Source organism: Salipiger sp. ABF4_146, assembly GCF_056161345.1.
The window spans coordinates 1-15,287 of sequence record NZ_JBSWYX010000044.1; the positions used below are offsets into that span (position 1 = coordinate 1).

At 60.6% G+C, this 15,287-nt stretch carries 17 protein-coding genes and 1 pseudogene; 13 read left to right on the forward strand and 5 right to left on the reverse strand.

Annotated features, from left to right (window positions below; translation table 11 throughout):
• Positions 1–121 precede the first annotated feature (121 nt).
• Together ACXAJT_RS26910 and ACXAJT_RS26915 are read right to left on the reverse strand one after the other, a co-directional pair.
• Positions 122–361: pseudogene (locus ACXAJT_RS26910) on the reverse strand (transposase); the annotation flags it as partial.
• A 157-nt stretch (positions 362–518) separates the two neighbouring features.
• Positions 519–1,151, reverse strand: coding sequence for a tyrosine-type recombinase/integrase (locus ACXAJT_RS26915; RefSeq protein ID WP_475241880.1), 633 nt, complete (start codon positions 1,149–1,151; stop codon positions 519–521).
• A gap of 542 nt (positions 1,152–1,693) precedes the next feature.
• On the opposite strand from ACXAJT_RS26915, the gene ACXAJT_RS26920 reads away from it, so the two are divergent.
• The 4 genes from ACXAJT_RS26920 (at position 1,694) to ACXAJT_RS26935 (ending at position 4,177) form a co-directional block, all read left to right on the forward strand.
• Positions 1,694–1,900 (forward strand): cold-shock protein, encoded by a 207-nt coding sequence (locus tag ACXAJT_RS26920; protein ID WP_475241883.1) that lies wholly within the window; start codon positions 1,694–1,696, stop codon positions 1,898–1,900.
• Positions 1,897–2,136, forward strand: coding sequence for a hypothetical protein (locus tag ACXAJT_RS26925; RefSeq protein WP_475241886.1), 240 nt, complete (start codon positions 1,897–1,899; stop codon positions 2,134–2,136). The genes ACXAJT_RS26920 and ACXAJT_RS26925 overlap by 4 nt, the downstream gene beginning before the upstream one ends.
• A 435-nt stretch (positions 2,137–2,571) precedes the next feature.
• Positions 2,572–2,823, forward strand: a complete 252-nt coding sequence (locus ACXAJT_RS26930; protein ID WP_475241889.1) for a DUF982 domain-containing protein — start codon at positions 2,572–2,574, stop codon at positions 2,821–2,823.
• 163 nt (positions 2,824–2,986) lie between these two features.
• Positions 2,987–4,177, forward strand: coding sequence for a GAF domain-containing sensor histidine kinase (locus ACXAJT_RS26935; protein ID WP_475241891.1), 1,191 nt, complete (start codon positions 2,987–2,989; stop codon positions 4,175–4,177).
• Between the two features lie 11 nt (positions 4,178–4,188).
• On the opposite strand, the gene ACXAJT_RS26940 is transcribed toward ACXAJT_RS26935, so the two are convergent.
• Complete coding sequence (locus ACXAJT_RS26940; RefSeq protein WP_475241894.1) at positions 4,189–4,542, reverse strand: response regulator; 354 nt, start codon at positions 4,540–4,542, stop codon at positions 4,189–4,191.
• Positions 4,543–4,839: 297 nt separating this feature from the next.
• On the opposite strand from ACXAJT_RS26940, the gene ACXAJT_RS26945 reads away from it, so the two are divergent.
• The 3 genes from ACXAJT_RS26945 (at position 4,840) to ACXAJT_RS26955 (ending at position 7,096) form a co-directional block, all read left to right on the forward strand.
• On the forward strand, positions 4,840–5,646 hold the full coding sequence (locus ACXAJT_RS26945; RefSeq protein WP_475241896.1) for a DUF4394 domain-containing protein: 807 nt from the start codon (positions 4,840–4,842) through the stop codon (positions 5,644–5,646).
• A 260-nt stretch (positions 5,647–5,906) separates the two neighbouring features.
• Positions 5,907–6,371, forward strand: a complete 465-nt coding sequence (locus tag ACXAJT_RS26950) for a sigma-70 family RNA polymerase sigma factor (protein ID WP_475241924.1) — start codon at positions 5,907–5,909, stop codon at positions 6,369–6,371.
• Complete coding sequence (locus ACXAJT_RS26955; RefSeq protein ID WP_475241899.1) at positions 6,368–7,096, forward strand: anti-sigma factor; 729 nt, start codon at positions 6,368–6,370, stop codon at positions 7,094–7,096. The genes ACXAJT_RS26950 and ACXAJT_RS26955 overlap by 4 nt, the downstream gene beginning before the upstream one ends.
• A 199-nt stretch (positions 7,097–7,295) precedes the next feature.
• Here the strand turns inward: ACXAJT_RS26955 and ACXAJT_RS26960 are convergent, their stop codons facing one another.
• The gene (locus ACXAJT_RS26960) at positions 7,296–8,246 is read right to left on the reverse strand and encodes a LysR family transcriptional regulator (RefSeq protein WP_475241902.1); all 951 of its coding nucleotides are present in this window, start codon (positions 8,244–8,246) and stop codon (positions 7,296–7,298) included.
• An 83-nt stretch (positions 8,247–8,329) separates the two neighbouring features.
• Here ACXAJT_RS26960 and ACXAJT_RS26965 point away from each other — a divergent pair, with 83 nt between their 5' ends.
• The 6 genes from ACXAJT_RS26965 to ACXAJT_RS26990 all read left to right on the forward strand — a co-directional run bounded on the left by ACXAJT_RS26965 (position 8,330) and on the right by ACXAJT_RS26990 (position 12,071).
• Positions 8,330–8,761 (forward strand): DMT family transporter, encoded by a 432-nt coding sequence (locus tag ACXAJT_RS26965; protein ID WP_475241906.1) that lies wholly within the window; start codon positions 8,330–8,332, stop codon positions 8,759–8,761.
• A gap of 10 nt (positions 8,762–8,771) precedes the next feature.
• Positions 8,772–9,242, forward strand: coding sequence for a DMT family transporter (locus tag ACXAJT_RS26970; protein ID WP_475241908.1), 471 nt, complete (start codon positions 8,772–8,774; stop codon positions 9,240–9,242).
• A gap of 90 nt (positions 9,243–9,332) precedes the next feature.
• Positions 9,333–10,322, forward strand: a complete 990-nt coding sequence (locus ACXAJT_RS26975; RefSeq protein WP_475241910.1) for an NAD-dependent epimerase/dehydratase family protein — start codon at positions 9,333–9,335, stop codon at positions 10,320–10,322.
• Positions 10,323–10,738: 416 nt separating this feature from the next.
• Positions 10,739–11,107, forward strand: a complete 369-nt coding sequence (locus ACXAJT_RS26980) for a hypothetical protein (protein WP_475241913.1) — start codon at positions 10,739–10,741, stop codon at positions 11,105–11,107.
• Positions 11,104–11,301, forward strand: coding sequence for a helix-turn-helix transcriptional regulator (locus tag ACXAJT_RS26985; RefSeq protein ID WP_475241916.1), 198 nt, complete (start codon positions 11,104–11,106; stop codon positions 11,299–11,301). The genes ACXAJT_RS26980 and ACXAJT_RS26985 overlap by 4 nt, the downstream gene beginning before the upstream one ends.
• Positions 11,302–11,837: 536 nt before the next feature.
• Positions 11,838–12,071 carry a hypothetical protein gene (locus ACXAJT_RS26990; protein ID WP_475241917.1) on the forward strand — a complete coding sequence of 78 codons (234 nt, stop codon included), beginning with the start codon at positions 11,838–11,840 and terminating at the stop codon, positions 12,069–12,071.
• A 949-nt stretch (positions 12,072–13,020) separates the two neighbouring features.
• Here the strand turns inward: ACXAJT_RS26990 and ACXAJT_RS26995 are convergent.
• Entirely contained in the window at positions 13,021–14,130 is a 1,110-nt protein-coding gene (locus tag ACXAJT_RS26995) for a hypothetical protein (protein ID WP_475241920.1), read from the reverse strand.
• Between the last annotated feature and the right edge of the window lie 1,157 nt (positions 14,131–15,287).

Sequence of the window (15,287 nt, forward strand, 5' to 3'; positions counted from 1 at the left end):
CTCCATCTAAGACACGTCGCAAAGGACGTCGTTAAGCACGTGTCTTAGATCAGGTCGCCTCCAACCGGCAGGCGGCCTCAACCGGTCGGTTACGTTCAAATGAACCTCCTCGCAAAGCCGCGCAAAGCCGCCGTTCCGACCGGATGCCGAAGGCGTAGCCGACGATCAGCATCCGGATCATCAGCTCGGGATCAATCGATGGCCGACCCGTCGTGCTGTAGAAAGGCGCGAGATGGTGGCGCATATCATCGAGATCGACGAAACGATAGATGCCCCTGAGCAAATGATCCGCCGGGCCATGGTCGTCTATCGTGAACTCGTAGAACAGCGCGCCCTGCGCAACCTGCCTCGACCCCATCATCGTCAGTTCTCCCATGCCTCAGGAGAAGTGAATCAGCAGCCAAGCCATCACTCAAGTGGAGTTTTTCAACACCATCGGCTCGAAGCCCACGTCGGCAGGTAGGTCTTCGCACGTCCGGTCTCGGCTGGCGAACGGCGTACGCCGTTCGCCGAAGGTATCAAATGTCGACCGACTCCGCGATGCTCAGAGCATCCTCAAGTTCAACGCCCAGGTACCGGACCGTACTGTCCACCTTGGTGTGACCGAGCAGGAGCTGGACCGCGCGAAGATTGCCTGTTTTGCGGTAGATTTGTGCAGCCTTGGTGCGCCTCAACGAGTGGGTGCCGTCGCCGCTCGGCTCGAGACCGATCGCCGTCACCCACTCTCGGGCGAGGCGCGCGTATTGCCGCGTCGAAATGTGCGGCCTGGCGTGAAACCGGCTCGGGAACAGGAAGGCGCAGCCGATCATCTCCGGCCGCTTCACCCACTCCGAGATCGAAGCTCGGGTGTTTTCCGTGACTTCGAACTGAACGGGGCGGCGCGTCTTGCTCTGGATGACCGATACGCGTTCGCGGACACGATCGCCGACAACGAGCTGGGCGACCCTCAGACCGACGAGGTCGCAGCCCCGCAACTTGCTGTCGATGGCGAGATTGAACAGAGCGAGATCGCGAAGGTTGCTCGCGAGTTCGAGGCGCGCACGGATCGCCCAGACCTGTTTCGGCAGCAGAGGCCGTTTCTGGCCAACGAGCCTGCCACGGTTCCAAGGGCGTCGCTTCGGCTTGATGGCGGGGAATTGGATTTTGGACATGAGACTTTCTCCATCCGTCCCTCCCGGCCCAGGCGTCAACATCGCGTGACCCCGAGATATTAAGCGATGTCGCGAAGGACCGGTGAAGAAGATTGGCACCGGGCCGCCGCCGCCGCGCTGCCGCAAGGCCGCACCGAGCCCTCAGCGGAAGCGCCAATTTCTCGCTGCACGCGCACGCAGGGGAACGGTTGCCGCAATGCCCCGGAAAGTTTCGCTGCGCCGCAGCCAAGACTCCTGACTTTCATTCTTGGCGCAGCGGAAGATTGAGGAGAAAGGATCGGACCGTCGAGAAAGCTGCCGTCACATAATTGGTCTGCTCTGCAGACGGCAGAACATGCCAGTTCGAGCCTTGGCACCGATCAATCGTAAGCCTTGAGGAAACTCCCCTTGTATCGGAAGGGGGAAGGGCCCATGTCTGATGTGCTAACGTTTCTTCTCTTCGAAATGCTGCCGCCGCTAGTCCGGTTTCGGTTGATCGACTTGGATCGACTTGCCGGGCTGCCGCGATTCTGCGGGTAGCATTTCAGAAGGAGACCACGGATATGGCCAATGGCACCGTGAAATGGTTCAATTCCACCAAGGGCTTCGGCTTCATCGAACCGGAACAGGGCGGCAAGGACATCTTCCTGCACGTCTCTGCTGTCGAACGCGCTGGCATCAGCCGCCTCGATGATGGGCAGAAAGTGACGTTCGACGTCGAATCCGGCCGGGATGGCCGCGAGTCCGCCAGCAACATGGCCCTCGCATGAAGCGATCGCTGGATGACCTGCTTGCAGGTGTTCCGGCTCAGCAAGGGAACGGTGGGAAGCTCAAGGCTCCCAGCGTTTCCGCCTCCAAGGCAAAGGCCACTGAGCCGACCACCCAGCTCGAGAAGACCGACACGAACGCAAAGCGCGTTCTGGAAGAAGAGTCGAAGGCGCGTGCCGACAAGACGGCGCAGCTCAAGGCGGCCCGCGAGCGTCGGGATGCAGGCGGTACGGACTGAGGTCTGCCGCCATACATGCACCACACGGCGGAGCCGCCGCTCCTATTCGACATCCCAACATGTCGAGATATCATTCCGCGCCTCGCACAGACGCTCTTCGTATGCGTGCTGCGAGCCGCGCCCTGACGAGATTCAGCGCGCCGCGGCTGCGTCAGGCCAAGTAAATTCGGGACCGGTAAGCCGAGTGCGGCAGGACCGCATCCCCCGAGACACCACCTGTAGCGTCGGATGAACACGCTCGCCGAGGCGCGCGATCCGACCTCTGAGCCCTCTCGCAGTAGCAGGGTCTCAAAGACTGTCTCCGATGACCTGCGGGACTGACATGTTCCCCATCGCGGGCGCCGCCGCGGCGATTGCCGTGGTGACCTCACCTTGAAGATCCCTGTGCCTGAAGACGTCAGAGCCAGGATCGCACAGAAAAGAAAGACAATACGAATGATGGAAATCCAATGGGGCCAGCCTGTGGCCCTCGTTCAGCCGCATGACGGTGAAGTAGAACGGTTCAGCACGATCGAGAAAGTGCGCTACTGGCTGCGACGCCGCTGGCCCGTGTCCGATACGGCGCGAACCACGGCGCTGGCGAAAGTCGAGGCGGCGATGGAGTGCATGACACCAGTCGAAGAGGCGCGCCATGCCTTCCTCGTCGCAGCGCTTTCGGCAGGCTTCGTGCCGGCCAGCGCGCTCTGACCGCCAGTCCGCGAAGGGACCCTTCCCGGGCGTCTCGCCCGGTGTTGCGGACCGCCGCGGCGTGGCAGCTACAGCCCGGACGCAGATCGCTTTTCCAGGTCTTCGTCTTGATTTCGCCCGGTCCAGCAGTAAATAATTTCCGAGTATTTCATGGGCCCGACGGATGTTATCAGAGAACGATCCCTTTCGCCGCGACGTCCGTCTCGTCGGGCTGGTCTCCGACATGTCGCTGATCTTGGATGCCTGTCGCGCGGCAACGGGAATGGGCTTTACCGCGGTCGCGAGGGTGACAGAGGATCGCTGGATCACATGCGCCTCGCTTGACCATGTGAGCTTCGGCCTGATCCCGGGGGATGAGCTCGATGTCGGTTCTACCCTCTGCCAGGAGGTTCGCGGGTGCCGCAACACGATCTCGATCCCGGATGTCGATGCCAGCGAGGTCTACCGCGATCATCACACGCCGCGGACGTATGGCTTCAAGAGCTACATCTCTGTACCGATCATCCGCAGCGACGACAGCTTCTGGGGCACGCTTTGTGCCATAGACCCCTCGCCGCGTGACATCACTCCGCAGGCAGAAGAGTTGTTCCGGCTTTTCGCGCGATTGATCGCGCGGGAGCTCGATCGCCAAGACGAAATCGAGGCCGGGCGTGCCAGCCTGCAGACGGAGCGCGACACCGCCCGCCTGCGCAAGGAATTCATCGCCATCGTCGGGCACGATCTGCGCAATCCGATCGCGGCGGTCTCGTCCGGGCTGCGCCTGATGTCCGAACGCGACCTGTCTGCAGAGCGCACCGCGCTGCTGATCCCCGAGATGCAACGGGCACTGACCCGCGCAAGCCAGATCATCACCAATCTGATGGACTTCGCCCGCGGCCGGCTGGGCGCGGGCATCGAGGTTCAGGCGCCTGGGCCAGTTGATCTGACTCCGGTGTTCCGGGATGTCGTGAACGAAATCAAACAGGTGGCCAGCCAACCGGTCGACTGCCAGATCGATTTGCCGACCGCCATCGTTGCCGACCCGCAGCGTCTCGGTCAGCTGCTGTCGAACCTTCGGGGCAACGCTGTCACACACGGGGATTCCGCCCACCCGATCCGCGTCGAAATCGGGGCTACGGCCGGGGAATTGCATGTCTCGGTCACCAACCAGGGCACGCCGATCCCCGAAGTGGTGAGGGCGTCGCTTTTTCAGCCTTTCTCCCGGCAGGAGGGTCAGAAGAACCTTCAGGGACTTGGCCTCGGCCTCTATATTGCGTCGGAGATCGCACGGGCCCATGGTGGGCGGATTGACCTCGAGTCTACGGCATCGGCGGGGACGACTTTCACACTGCGCATGCCTGCGACTTACGCCTGAGCCACCTTTCTCTAGCGCATCGCTTTGACAAGATCGGCGAGCGCGAGGGTTTTTTTGATAAAGACGCTACGCTCTGCCATATTCGCTTCGTCCGGAACCGAGCCGCCGGACATGATGATGATCCGGCAATCCTCCGAACGTCGTCTCAGCTCACGCGCAAGCGCCAGTCCGTTCATATCGCCAGGCATGTCGATATCGGTCACGATCACGTCGATCGCGGGCCCCGCGTCAAGCTGCTCCAACGCATCTGCGGCATGCGCGGCTTCAACGACATCATGTCCCAGTTCGGCAAGACCATATGCGAGTTCCATTCGTATGAGGGCTTCGTCTTCTACGATCATGATTGTGGCAAAGGGCGCGGGCATCGAGTGCCTCCGTGTCATGCGGTGGACTGCAGCGCAGCCTGGACGCGAAGGCGTTACGATACCTGTGGCCAACGAGTGCCGCCGCAATCAGTTCCCCAAAGAGCGCCTGCCTCCGTTGCAAGAAAAACGCGTCCCGCCCCGACGCGGACGGACTGTAGTGAAAGCCGCGCCGCCCAGGACGAAACGCGCGAGAAGAATTTTTTCTTCCCCCAAGTGCATCCAAACGGGCCCGAGCTCGACTCCTAGGGATATCGAGCCCGCGGAATGGCCGCGCTCGAGACCTGAGGAGACTTAACGATGCATAAGACCTTTTCCGCCCTGACCCTGCTGCTGACCACATCTGCCGCCACCGGTGCGCTGGCCGACGATCATGGCGCGATGACCGCGATCGGGCTCAGCGGAGACAAGATGCTGCACGTGATCGACACGAGCTCCGCCATGGTGACGGAGTCCATGGAAGTCACCGGTGTCGACCGGCTTCTGGGCATCGACCTGCGCCCCTCGAACGGGCAGCTGATCGGCGTCACCGACACCTTCGAGATCGTCGAGATCGATCCCGAGACCGGGGCTGCCACCGTGATCTCGACCATGGACAAGGAACTGCCGATCGAGGCGGGCGCGCCTGTGATCGTCGACTTCAACCCGATGGCCGACAAGTTGCGCTTCATGTCGGGCACCACCAACCACCGCGTCGACATCGAAAGCGGTGCCGTGACGGTCGACGGCTCGCTGGCCTTCGAGGAGGCCGACATGCACGCGGGCGAGGCGCCGGCCATCGTTGCGGCGGCCTATATCAACAGTTTCGGCAAACCCGAGAGCACAGCGATGTACGACATCGACAGCACCATCGTCGCGCTGATCCGGCAGACCTCGCCCAATGACGGCACGCTGGCCGCGGTCGGCAAGCTGGGTCTCGAGGGCGCGGAACACTACGCCTTCGATATCGCCACCGATGCCGAGGGCACCAACACCGCCTGGCTTGTGGCTGCGGGTCAGTTGCACACCATCTCGCTCGACGACGGCTCCGTGCAGGAAAGCTGGGATATCGAGGGCGCCGACGGCGCAACCCTGCGCGACATCACCTTCATGACCGCAGAGATGTGAGGCGTCGCGTTACGTCCATGCCGGGCGCAGGTTGCATGCCTGCGCCCGGCTCGAACGGGTCACGCAAATCGGCCACGTCTCATCTCGCATCCGGCCCTGCCATCTCGTGTAAATTGACACGCCTGCAAGCGGTCTCTAGCCGTAGTGCCATTGCCGCAGCGCAAGAGGGCGGCGCAGGGAGAGCAGACAGTCACGTGACGGATCATGCAGCCTTGATCAGGGCCTGTGCGGGGGGAGACAAATACGCCCTGCGCGGCATCATGACGGCGGAGGGCGGGCGCATGCTCGGTGTCGCGCGTCGCATGCTGGGCCGGGTCGACCTTGCCGAAGACGCGGTGCAGGAGGCCCTCGTGCTGGTCTGGCGCCGGGCGCATCAGTTCGACGAGAGCCGGGGCAGCGCCAAGGGCTGGCTCTACACCATTCTGCGCAACCGCTGCCTGACAATGCTGCGCAGCGAAGACCGCGAGGTGGTAACCGAGCCGCAGGCTATCGACCGCGCCTCCGAGGGCGCCCTGGTCGACGCGGCCTTCGACCGGCTGCCCACCTCGGCAGACCTGCGCGGGTGCCTGGAAGGGCTTGATGAGGCGACACGGCGTGCGATCCTGTCCTCCTACGTGTTCGGGCACAGCCACGGCGAGATCGCCGGGCGGCTGGCAACGCCGCTGGGCACGGTGAAGGCACGTATCCGGCGCGGCCTGCTCAAGCTGAGGGAGTGCCTGTCATGACCGACCGTTCTCTTGACCTGCTGATCGACGAGGTTGTGCTCGGGCTCGCCTCGGAGGCTGATACTGCGCGGCTCGAGGAGCTCACCGCGCGCGATCCCGAGGTGGCCCGGCGGCTTGCAAGGGCGCGTGACCGCTTCGCCCCACTCGACGAGACCGCCGACGACCTGCCGCTGCCGGAAGGTTTCTGGGATCGCCTCGCGCCGCGGCTGGATGTATCGGACGAGGCGTCGCCTCCCCCGGAGCCTGAAACGGCTGGCGCCGATGTGATCGACCTTGCCCCGCTGCGCGCGCGCCTGACCCGTTGGCGCAGCGCCGCCGTGACCGGGATCGCCGCCAGCCTGCTGCTGGCCTGCCTGCTGGGCTGGTCGCTGCTCACGCCATCTGACCCCCTGGTCGTGGCCGTGCTGCTGGATGACCGCGGCGAAGCCATCGCGCTTGTCGAAAGCGCGCCGGACAACACCACACGCGTGACCCTGCTCGAGCGGCCCGATGTGCCCGCGGGCCAGGTGATGCAGGTCTGGACCAAACCCGAAGACGACGGACCGCCCGTCTCGCTGGGCCTGCTCTCCACCGGCCTGTCACGTGTCTTAAGCGTTCAAGGGCTACCCGAACCGCATCCGACGCAGCTCTACGAGATCACTTTCGAGCCCGCCGGCGGCTCGCCGACCAACCTCCCGACCGGACCCATCCTCGGTAAGGGGCTGGCCAAGGAGCCGGTGACCTAAGAAAACGGGATCGGTGCCTCTCGGCTCGTTCGGGTTGGGAAGCACCGAGAGGAGATCCTCAGAAGACCTCGTAGTCGTCGCGTTCGAAGTGAACACCTGCGTGCAACCATCTCCGAACAGCGTCATCTCAACGGCACGCGCCAAGAGCCATCGCCGAATTTGGCGTCGTCTGGTGAGCGGAGTTCTCGGGCTTCGGGGGTCACCCCCTGGTCTCATCATCCATGAGGGCGTCCCAATAGGGCCGTCGCCCGACCGTCTCCGACATGAAGTCGAGAAACGCGGTCACCTTCAAAGATCGCATCCGGTTTTCCGGAAAGAGCATGTGGATGGCGCCGTCTTCGACGTCGGACAGCGCCTCCCATTCGGCAAGGAGCGGCAGCAGGCGCCCCTCCTGCAGCGGCACATGCAGCAGCCATGTCGGAAACAGAACCAGCCCGTGCCCGGCTTCCGCCGCCGCGATCAGGCTGTCCGCGTCGTTGCTACGCAAATCGCCGGTGACGTGATGACGGGTGTATCTGCCCTTCGCCGCGCGAAACAGCCATGGCCGGGCGCCATGTGTGCCCCTGTAGGTCAGGCAGTTGTGGCTCGAAAGCTCTTCTGGAGATTTCGGACGTCCGCGCCGTTCGAGATATTCGGGTGCAGCTGCGAGCACATGCCTCTGCCCTGCGAGCTTGCGGCTGATGAGATTGGAATCCTCGAGTACCCCGACACGGACCAGAACGTCCGCACCGTCGGCGACAGGGTCTACAAAGGCATCGGTCAATGTCAGTTCGACCTCAAGTGCAGGATGCCGCGCCTGGAACGTCGCGAGATGCGGCGCAATGTGACGCCGGCCGAAGGCTACCGGTGCATTGACGCGCAACGTGCCCCTTGGCTCCCGCGCGCCGACACGCACCTCCTCACCGGCCGTGTCGAGTAAGGCCAATGCCTCACGCACAGAGCTCAGGTACTGTGTGCCGTGGTCGGTGAGACGCACCGCCCGCGTGTTGCGCACCAGCAATCTCTGGCCCAGTCCCGCTTCAAGGCCGCTGACATGGCGTGAGACCGAGGAGACCGGGAGACCCGCCCTCCGCGCGGCCTCGCTGAAACTGGCATGGGAGGCCACTTCGACGAAGAGGCGAAGGCTGGCCAGCGTTACGTCATTGCCCATTTTGCAAAAGTGCTGTCCAGATGCCCTGAATTGTTGTCCATATTCGATTGAAGTAGCTGCCTCCACAAGTCAACGGAGGCACAATGAAACAAATCCTTACGCTTTGCGTGGTGTTCGCAGCCGTTATGGGGCTTTCCGTCGAGGCGGGGCTGCTCGGGCCGCTCGGTGAGAGGGTCGGCCATATGTCCGCAACGCTTTGCATCTTCCTCGTCGGCAGCCTGCTGCTGTCGTTGGCGCTCATCTTCGCTCCGCGCCGCGCGTTGCCCGAGCTTTTTGCCCAGCCACGCTGGATGCTCACCGGCGGCGTGCTCGGGCCGGTCTACGTGGTGATCATCACCAGTGTGACGCCAATGCTCGGGGTGGGGACCACGATGGTTGCCATCCTGTTCGGACAGATCGCCGCGGGACTGCTGCTCGACCATTTCGGCGCTTTCGGCGTGGCGCGACAGCGGGTCGACGGATACCGTCTGGGCGCCCTCGTCCTCATCGCCGCAGCACTTGCACTCATTCACTGAAGGGACCCGAATGCTTACCTTTATCCTGATCCTTCTGGCGCTGCTCGGCGGCGTCATCCTGTCGGTGCAGTCTTCGGTCAACGGTCGGCTCGGCGGGACCGTCGGCGTTCTCGCGGCGGCCTGGCTGACTTTCGTGCTCGGCGCGCTGATCAGCGTCCTGCTGGTGCTCTTCGCGCAGTCTCCGCAGGACATGACATTGCTCGATGCGCCGCGCTGGCAGCTCACCGGGGCGTTCTTCGGCGTGTTCTACATTGTCGCCATGGTGTTCTCGGTTCCGCGCGTCGGCATCGCCGCGGCGACCATCGCCGTGATCACCGGACAGCTTGCGATGAGCGTGCTGATCGACAATTTTGCGTGGCTCGGCAACGACCGCATTCCGCTGGACCCGCAACGGTGGGGGGCGATCGCGCTGCTCTTTGCGTCCATGGCGCTGATCTACTTCGGCAATCGCAAACGCGAGAGCGCGCACGCCAAGGGCTGACCCGGCCGTGCATCAAGCTAGCTGCCCTTCACAGAACAGTCTCGGAGCGCCCTCCAAAGGCGGCTGCGCTCCGCTAGGAAAGGACGCGACATGACCAAGACAGTCACCGTGGCGGGCGCCTCCGGCCTCGTCGGATCGAATATCGTCAAAGAGGCGCTGGAGCGCGGCTACCATGTGAACGGCACGCTGCGCGACGCCTCGGACAAGAGCAAGACCAAATGGCTCATGGCCCTGCCCGGGGCCGCGGACCGGCTGACGCTCTTCTCGGCCGAAACCACCGACAGCGCCAGCTTCGACGCGGCCCTGCAGGGGGCGGACGCGGTGTTCATCGCCTGCTTCCCGCCGATCTACAAGGCTGCCGACGGCACGCCCGCCAAGGAATTGGATCGCGCACGCGGCTATGCGGAGATTGTCGCCCCGGTGCGCGACGGCTGCCTCAACGTGCTGGCGGCTGCCGAGCGCGCGCGGGTGAAGAATGTCCTGCTCTGCTCCTCGACCTCCTCGACCAACCCGCCCGGGGGCGTGGCAGTGAAGACCGAGACCAATGCCGTATCGGACGCCGAATTCCAGATGAGTGAGGGCAAGGTCACCTCGGCCGAGAAGATCGTCATGGAGACCGCCGCGCGCGACTTCTGCGTGCGGCACGACATGCGCCTCGCGATCTTCCTGCCGACGATGATGCTGGGTCCCGTGATCCTGCCGCAGCATCTCGAGGGCGACAGTGCGGGCTTTGTCACCAGCGCCGTGCGCGATGGTAAGACGCGGCACGACAAGGTTCCCGCCGGATCGATGTCGGTGAGCCATATCGGTGATGTGGCCAAGCTCTTCCTTGCCGCTTACGAGAGTGGCGCGCGGGGGCGGTTCTTTGCGGTTTATGACAGTGTGCCCTGGTGCGATCTCTATGCCGAGTTGGGCAAACACGTGCCCCGCGAGATCATGCCCATGCCGCTGGAGGGCGAACCCGAGGAGCCGACACGCTTCGACTTCACCCGCCGCGACAGCCTCGGCGTTGCGATGCGTGACATTCCTTCGGTCATCGCCGAGACCTGCGACTGGCTGAAGAGCAACCCCTTCGGCTGAGACCTCCGTCCCAGCGCGTGACAACTCTCAGGGCCAGCTTTATACCGGCTGGTCCCTTCTCCGCGCCGCGGCAAGCGGCGCCGCGACTGCAAGACTGCTTTGTCCACCCTCCTGCCGGCGATCGCCGCACCGCCGCAGGTCCGCTCCGAGCCCAGATTGACCGCGTTGATGTTGGGTGCGTTCGCGGTTGCAGCATGGGCGAGCTCGTCCCGACCGGCCCAAACCTGCCGTTCACCAAAGACGCCTTTGCTGCGGTGCAGCCTCACCAGACCGGCCCTCCGACCATCGCCAGCACTTTCGTCGCGTGAGGGCCGGCAGGCGGACGTTCCAGACGAAGCACTAATGTAAAGCACCCTTGACAGTCCGAGATTTGACGTGCGAATAGTAAAGCACGCTTTACACTCATGGGGGCTGCGATGCGCGGATTTCTTTTTTTCTTGGTTGGGCTGGCCGCCTATGCAGGAATACTGATCTTTTCTCAGTGGTTACTCTCTAATGGCATCGAAGCCAGACCCGTCCGCGCCCTGATTGCTCTCAGCCCGATGTTGCCCGCCGCTTTTCTTTGTTGGGTGATTGTCCAAAGTCTTCGGAACCTGGATGAAATGCAGCGCAAGCTTCAGTACGAGGCTCTTGCCGTCTCATTTATGGGGACTGCTTTCATAACCTTCAGTTACGGCTTTCTCGAAGGCGTTGGGTTCCCAAAATTATCGATGTTTTCCGTCTGGGGGCTAATGGGATTGCTCTGGTTCATCTGCGTCATGATCGGACGGTTTCGCTACAAATGAACAACCGCATCCAAGAGCTTCGCCAACAGAATGGGTGGTCGCAGGCAGATCTCGCGGCCTTCCTGAAAGTCTCGCGACAGACAGTCAACGCCCTCGAACGGGGACGGTATGACCCCAGCCTTCCGCTGGCATTCCGCATCGCGCGCCTCTTCGCTCTTCCGATTGAAGAACTCTTTCAGCCAGAGGACGAATGAACCCAAGCGGACGCTTGGGGCTCAAGCCGGTCATGCGGCAGAGCAGCGGAGGCACAGTCACGTCTCCCTCAGTGCGCCGTCGGTACCGGCCCTGCCTACCTCGCAACTTCGCGGGCGCAGCGTGAATCGAGCACATGCGGCGAACGGCTGAAAGGTCCGCTGTGCAGCCACTGCTTCTGAGAAATTTTCTACATTACGCACGAACGACAGGATCCACAGCTGCGATGCGGCATGAATGTTTGCTGCGCCGAAGCAAACATTTCGCTGCGTGCGCGTGCAGCGCAAAATTGGCTCTTCCGTAATGGGCTCAGAAGGGCCGATCGCTGCGCTCAACCTGAACGGCAGCTTTCGGCAAATGAGCCAGCGCAGCGAAGTCCGCTTCCTGCGCGTAGCGGACGAACTGGGGGCACACGCGCAACCGCCCGCTCTCTGCGCCTTACCGCCCCCCAGAGACTACGGTGGGAACAACGGATGCTTGGCACGGGGCGCGGCGATCCTACCTGAAGAAAGTGTGATCGTACGAAAAGGAAAGCGCCATGCTACAAGAAAAGCGCAAGGACTTGGATTCGGAGAAACGTAAAAAGCTGCTCGAGGGCCTCTTGCAGGATATGGCACGCGACAATCCCGACCTCTATTATCAGTCCACTAGCGAAATTGCTCAGATGTTGAAGACACGCATCGACCGCGGCACCGCACTTCATCCCGAGCAGCGCGAACTGCTCTCCGGCCTTGGCCCCCATGACATCAAGCTGCTGCTCAGCCTGCACTGACGGTGCGCACGGTCTGAACTGCTGTGTGATCTTCGCTTGGTCATGGGCCGAGCGCGTCGCTCCGCACGGCTCGGCAACATGATTTCACAACGCTAACCAACTGCGCTTAGTCGTCGACTGACGCTGGCCCGCCTCGCGGCTGCCAAACGTCAGGACTTAGGCTTGCCCGATCACTTGTTCGATGTGAGTGAATCTGACTGGTGTGAGCTCAAAGTGTCCCACGCTCGAAGCCCGTGGGACAAATCGGCGAAAAAACGCTGAAAGTTCAATGCTGTTAGACTGAACTGGTGCCCCCACACGGTTTCCGCACGTTTGCGGTTCTGGGGGCAATCCGGCTGTCCATCCGTGCTTATCTCGGGGTTCTATTCCCGTTACAGGCACTTCCAAGATCGTAAGCATCAGCAAAATAGGGGTTATCAGTCGCCAGAGTCGCAGGTCAACAGGAACGATCTGTACTACGGAATGTCCTACGGCAGCCGTGGCGGACCTTCGCGGGCTTGGGCGTTGATTACCTGCGATTGAGCTAGGTTTGAGAAAAGGGAGGGGCAAGTGCCACCCCACCCCCCTACCGGTCTCGTACATGGCTTGCCCCACGGAAGGGGGAAATACTTAGTCAACCAAGAGGGCAAGCGGTCAGCTTTCCCGCAGCCGGAGCATGATCGCCCTACCGTGACAAGCTGGCGAGAGTGGTGTGTAGCGACGCTTGTGATCGGTAGGAGGCAGGCCCAGCCTGAGAGCGACTGAGGCGCTAACTGGACCAACCAGATTCTCACCGGGCCACGAACTAGCGCCTACCGGATGTCAGCCACGAATCGAATGTCATCGAAACGCGGGGGTCATGCACCGCTAGGCGGACACACTCTTATAAATATCTTATAGGACTTTGTCCGCATAAGCGGAGCGGATGCATGGGCTTTGTCAGCCCTTGGCTCGGGGCTGAAATGGACAGCTAAGAGCCACCAGAAATCCACACGCTCCCCTTTTGGCGAACGACGAACGCTGGTAGGTCAATTAGCCTAAGATTATAAAGTGTGCCGCAGAACTTCTCACGCATGATGTCAGTCCTGCGCTTGGTCTTTGTTGAGACATGATAGACATGGTTTCCCGTTAATATCTCGGTGCCGCCGCTCTTAATGCGCTTTGTAGAGATCTGGTGTAAAATGCCTCGGTTCGGTGATCGGTGTCTCTTTGACATATAGGTAAGAAGACCCGTTTTTAACGCAACCTCACACATGTCGTCCGCAAGGCGAGAGGATGTTGTATAGTAGTAACTTTCACTTCCGTCTCCTAGCATCGCGGCTCTATAGAACGAGTCGAGATCAATGTCAGATAGAGATTTGAACCAGCTGGGCAGTCTTTTGTTTCTAGCTCCATCACCGTACTGCGCGAAGTGTTCGTACAAATCCATGCAATGGATGTAGAAATCCTTTCGACTTACTATATATTTAAAGCCAATTCTGTCAAGCAAGCTTTCGATTTCGCCTCTCCCGTCGCGCTTTATTTGAGAAATGCATATTCCCTTGTCTCTGTGTAGCCTGTTGCCCTCAGATATATACCAGCCAACGAGTGCAGCGTAATCGTATGTGTTAATAGTTTGCGGCTGCTTCAACTTCCTAGCTCTGCTAGGGACCTTTTCAATTTCAATCTCTGGGATGTTTTGACCCTGCCAGCTCACACTACGCAAGATCGTGGCTTGCCCAGGCAACATCGAAATCGGCACTATACTATACTTGACGCGCGGGTGACCTCGAGTGCCACCGACTTTGACTACTGGGTGGCTTGGCGCGAGAATCATCGTTAGCCCACGTGCCGATATCTCCAGAAGATAGGAATAATACGATGTTGTCGTTAAATCCAATACTCTAGAATGCCTTAAAGCGCCATCCAAACCGACTCCAAACACTTCATCTCCTGCATTAACCATCGATATATCAACCCAGCCTCGATTTGGCGTCAATATCTCCCCTTCCGGAATGCCTTTCGCGGAGTCGGGCGGAGCTATGTTTATGTTATTGCGGTTGGGTTGTCGTGAGGCTTGTCGAGCCTTGGCGCTTGACATGTTGTTGCTCCATTGATTTCCCCACCAAAAGGAGGGTTGAATGACTTTGCTCGCCAGGTGATTTTATTGCTTTAAGTGCTTAAGGCGGCTATGAGCTGCTAGGCCAAATTATTCTTGTGTTATATATTTCACCCCATCCTGAATTTTGAATTTCAGGGTCGCCATCTTTTAGGAAATTGACCCACTGAGAGTAGGGAACTGATCCGGCTGAGAATCTCAACGAAGGAAATTCACCCATCCCCGTTGAAACTTGGCCAGAAATGCAAAACGCATGTCGGTGTGAGCTTTTTCTTCCATTGTTTCTCGCTTCGAACTCGAGAATGAAAAGTCCAGATCTAAATAGGATGGGCGTCGCTTGGAGGCGTCCCGATGCTCTTAGTCGGCTGCGCTGTAATATCTTCTGCGCCTGCCCCGGTGTCTGTGCGAGGTCGGGTCGCATCTTTAGAATTCCTAGCGGCGAGAGAGGTGCATTTCCCTTATTTAAAAATTCGACTTCCAGTCGATCAGGCATGATTTCATCAAACCGAGCGAAGCGATCCACTGGAATCTCAATTGGTAGATTGCTTAGAAGAAATACCCCTTTTACTCGATCTGAGTGAACTAGTCGCAGTCGAGCAATGGCTTGAATCGTTTCGGCATCTCTACTTTGACGATAAAGCGCTTCGATTTTTCGATCTGAGAATGCCTCCACCTCTACCCCGGACTGCTGATGAGGATTTCGGTTCGATTGCAAAAATCCTTTCAGGGAGATGGGGAGCCTCGAGGCTGCGGGCGAGGACGGGTGGAGGCTAACGGCTTCGTCGTGTCTAAGAGGTGGCTGGGATGCCCAAAACAAGGCTCGGGCCTGCTTATCAACTGCAATGATTGGTGGCGAGTTGCGTCCTGTTATGAAAACGACGGATGCGTTTTCTGCTGCGTTGCTGCCGCGTAGGTTTTGGAAGTGGTTCACCAAAACCCTAGGGTCGAGGTCAGGCCAGTTCCGCATTCGGTCGGCTAACGCCTTGTGACCAATAACGAGGGGTATTTCCCCGAGTTCAGCCCAGACATTCAGTACGGCGACAAGCTCTTCTAGGCTCAGGACTCGTTCTCCTTCAAAGCCAGAAGATTACGGTCGCAGCGAGTGCGATTGCTGAGAAGAAGGCTTGTGGGCAGCGGTC

Bases quoted from the DNA above. Each gene is read 5' to 3' on its own strand.
- ACXAJT_RS26970 (WP_475241908.1), top strand. From the start codon at position 8,772: ATGCTTACCTTTATCCTGATCCTTCTGGCGCTGCTCGGCGGCGTCATC.
- ACXAJT_RS26945 (WP_475241896.1), top strand. From the start codon at position 4,840: ATGCATAAGACCTTTTCCGCCCTGACCCTGCTGCTGACCACATCTGCC.
- ACXAJT_RS26980 (WP_475241913.1), top strand. From the start codon at position 10,739: ATGCGCGGATTTCTTTTTTTCTTGGTTGGGCTGGCCGCCTATGCAGGA.
- ACXAJT_RS26940 (WP_475241894.1), bottom strand. From the start codon at position 4,542: ATGCCCGCGCCCTTTGCCACAATCATGATCGTAGAAGACGAAGCCCTC.
- ACXAJT_RS26960 (WP_475241902.1), bottom strand. From the start codon at position 8,246: ATGGGCAATGACGTAACGCTGGCCAGCCTTCGCCTCTTCGTCGAAGTG.
- ACXAJT_RS26965 (WP_475241906.1), top strand. From the start codon at position 8,330: ATGAAACAAATCCTTACGCTTTGCGTGGTGTTCGCAGCCGTTATGGGG.
- ACXAJT_RS26995 (WP_475241920.1), bottom strand. From the start codon at position 14,130: ATGTCAAGCGCCAAGGCTCGACAAGCCTCACGACAACCCAACCGCAAT.
- ACXAJT_RS26950 (WP_475241924.1), top strand. From the start codon at position 5,907: ATGACGGCGGAGGGCGGGCGCATGCTCGGTGTCGCGCGTCGCATGCTG.
- ACXAJT_RS26920 (WP_475241883.1), top strand. From the start codon at position 1,694: ATGGCCAATGGCACCGTGAAATGGTTCAATTCCACCAAGGGCTTCGGC.
- ACXAJT_RS26930 (WP_475241889.1), top strand. From the start codon at position 2,572: ATGATGGAAATCCAATGGGGCCAGCCTGTGGCCCTCGTTCAGCCGCAT.
- ACXAJT_RS26935 (WP_475241891.1), top strand. From the start codon at position 2,987: ATGTTATCAGAGAACGATCCCTTTCGCCGCGACGTCCGTCTCGTCGGG.
- ACXAJT_RS26975 (WP_475241910.1), top strand. From the start codon at position 9,333: ATGACCAAGACAGTCACCGTGGCGGGCGCCTCCGGCCTCGTCGGATCG.
- ACXAJT_RS26955 (WP_475241899.1), top strand. From the start codon at position 6,368: ATGACCGACCGTTCTCTTGACCTGCTGATCGACGAGGTTGTGCTCGGG.
- ACXAJT_RS26925 (WP_475241886.1), top strand. From the start codon at position 1,897: ATGAAGCGATCGCTGGATGACCTGCTTGCAGGTGTTCCGGCTCAGCAA.
- ACXAJT_RS26915 (WP_475241880.1), bottom strand. From the start codon at position 1,151: ATGTCCAAAATCCAATTCCCCGCCATCAAGCCGAAGCGACGCCCTTGG.
- ACXAJT_RS26985 (WP_475241916.1), top strand. From the start codon at position 11,104: ATGAACAACCGCATCCAAGAGCTTCGCCAACAGAATGGGTGGTCGCAG.
- ACXAJT_RS26990 (WP_475241917.1), top strand. From the start codon at position 11,838: ATGCTACAAGAAAAGCGCAAGGACTTGGATTCGGAGAAACGTAAAAAG.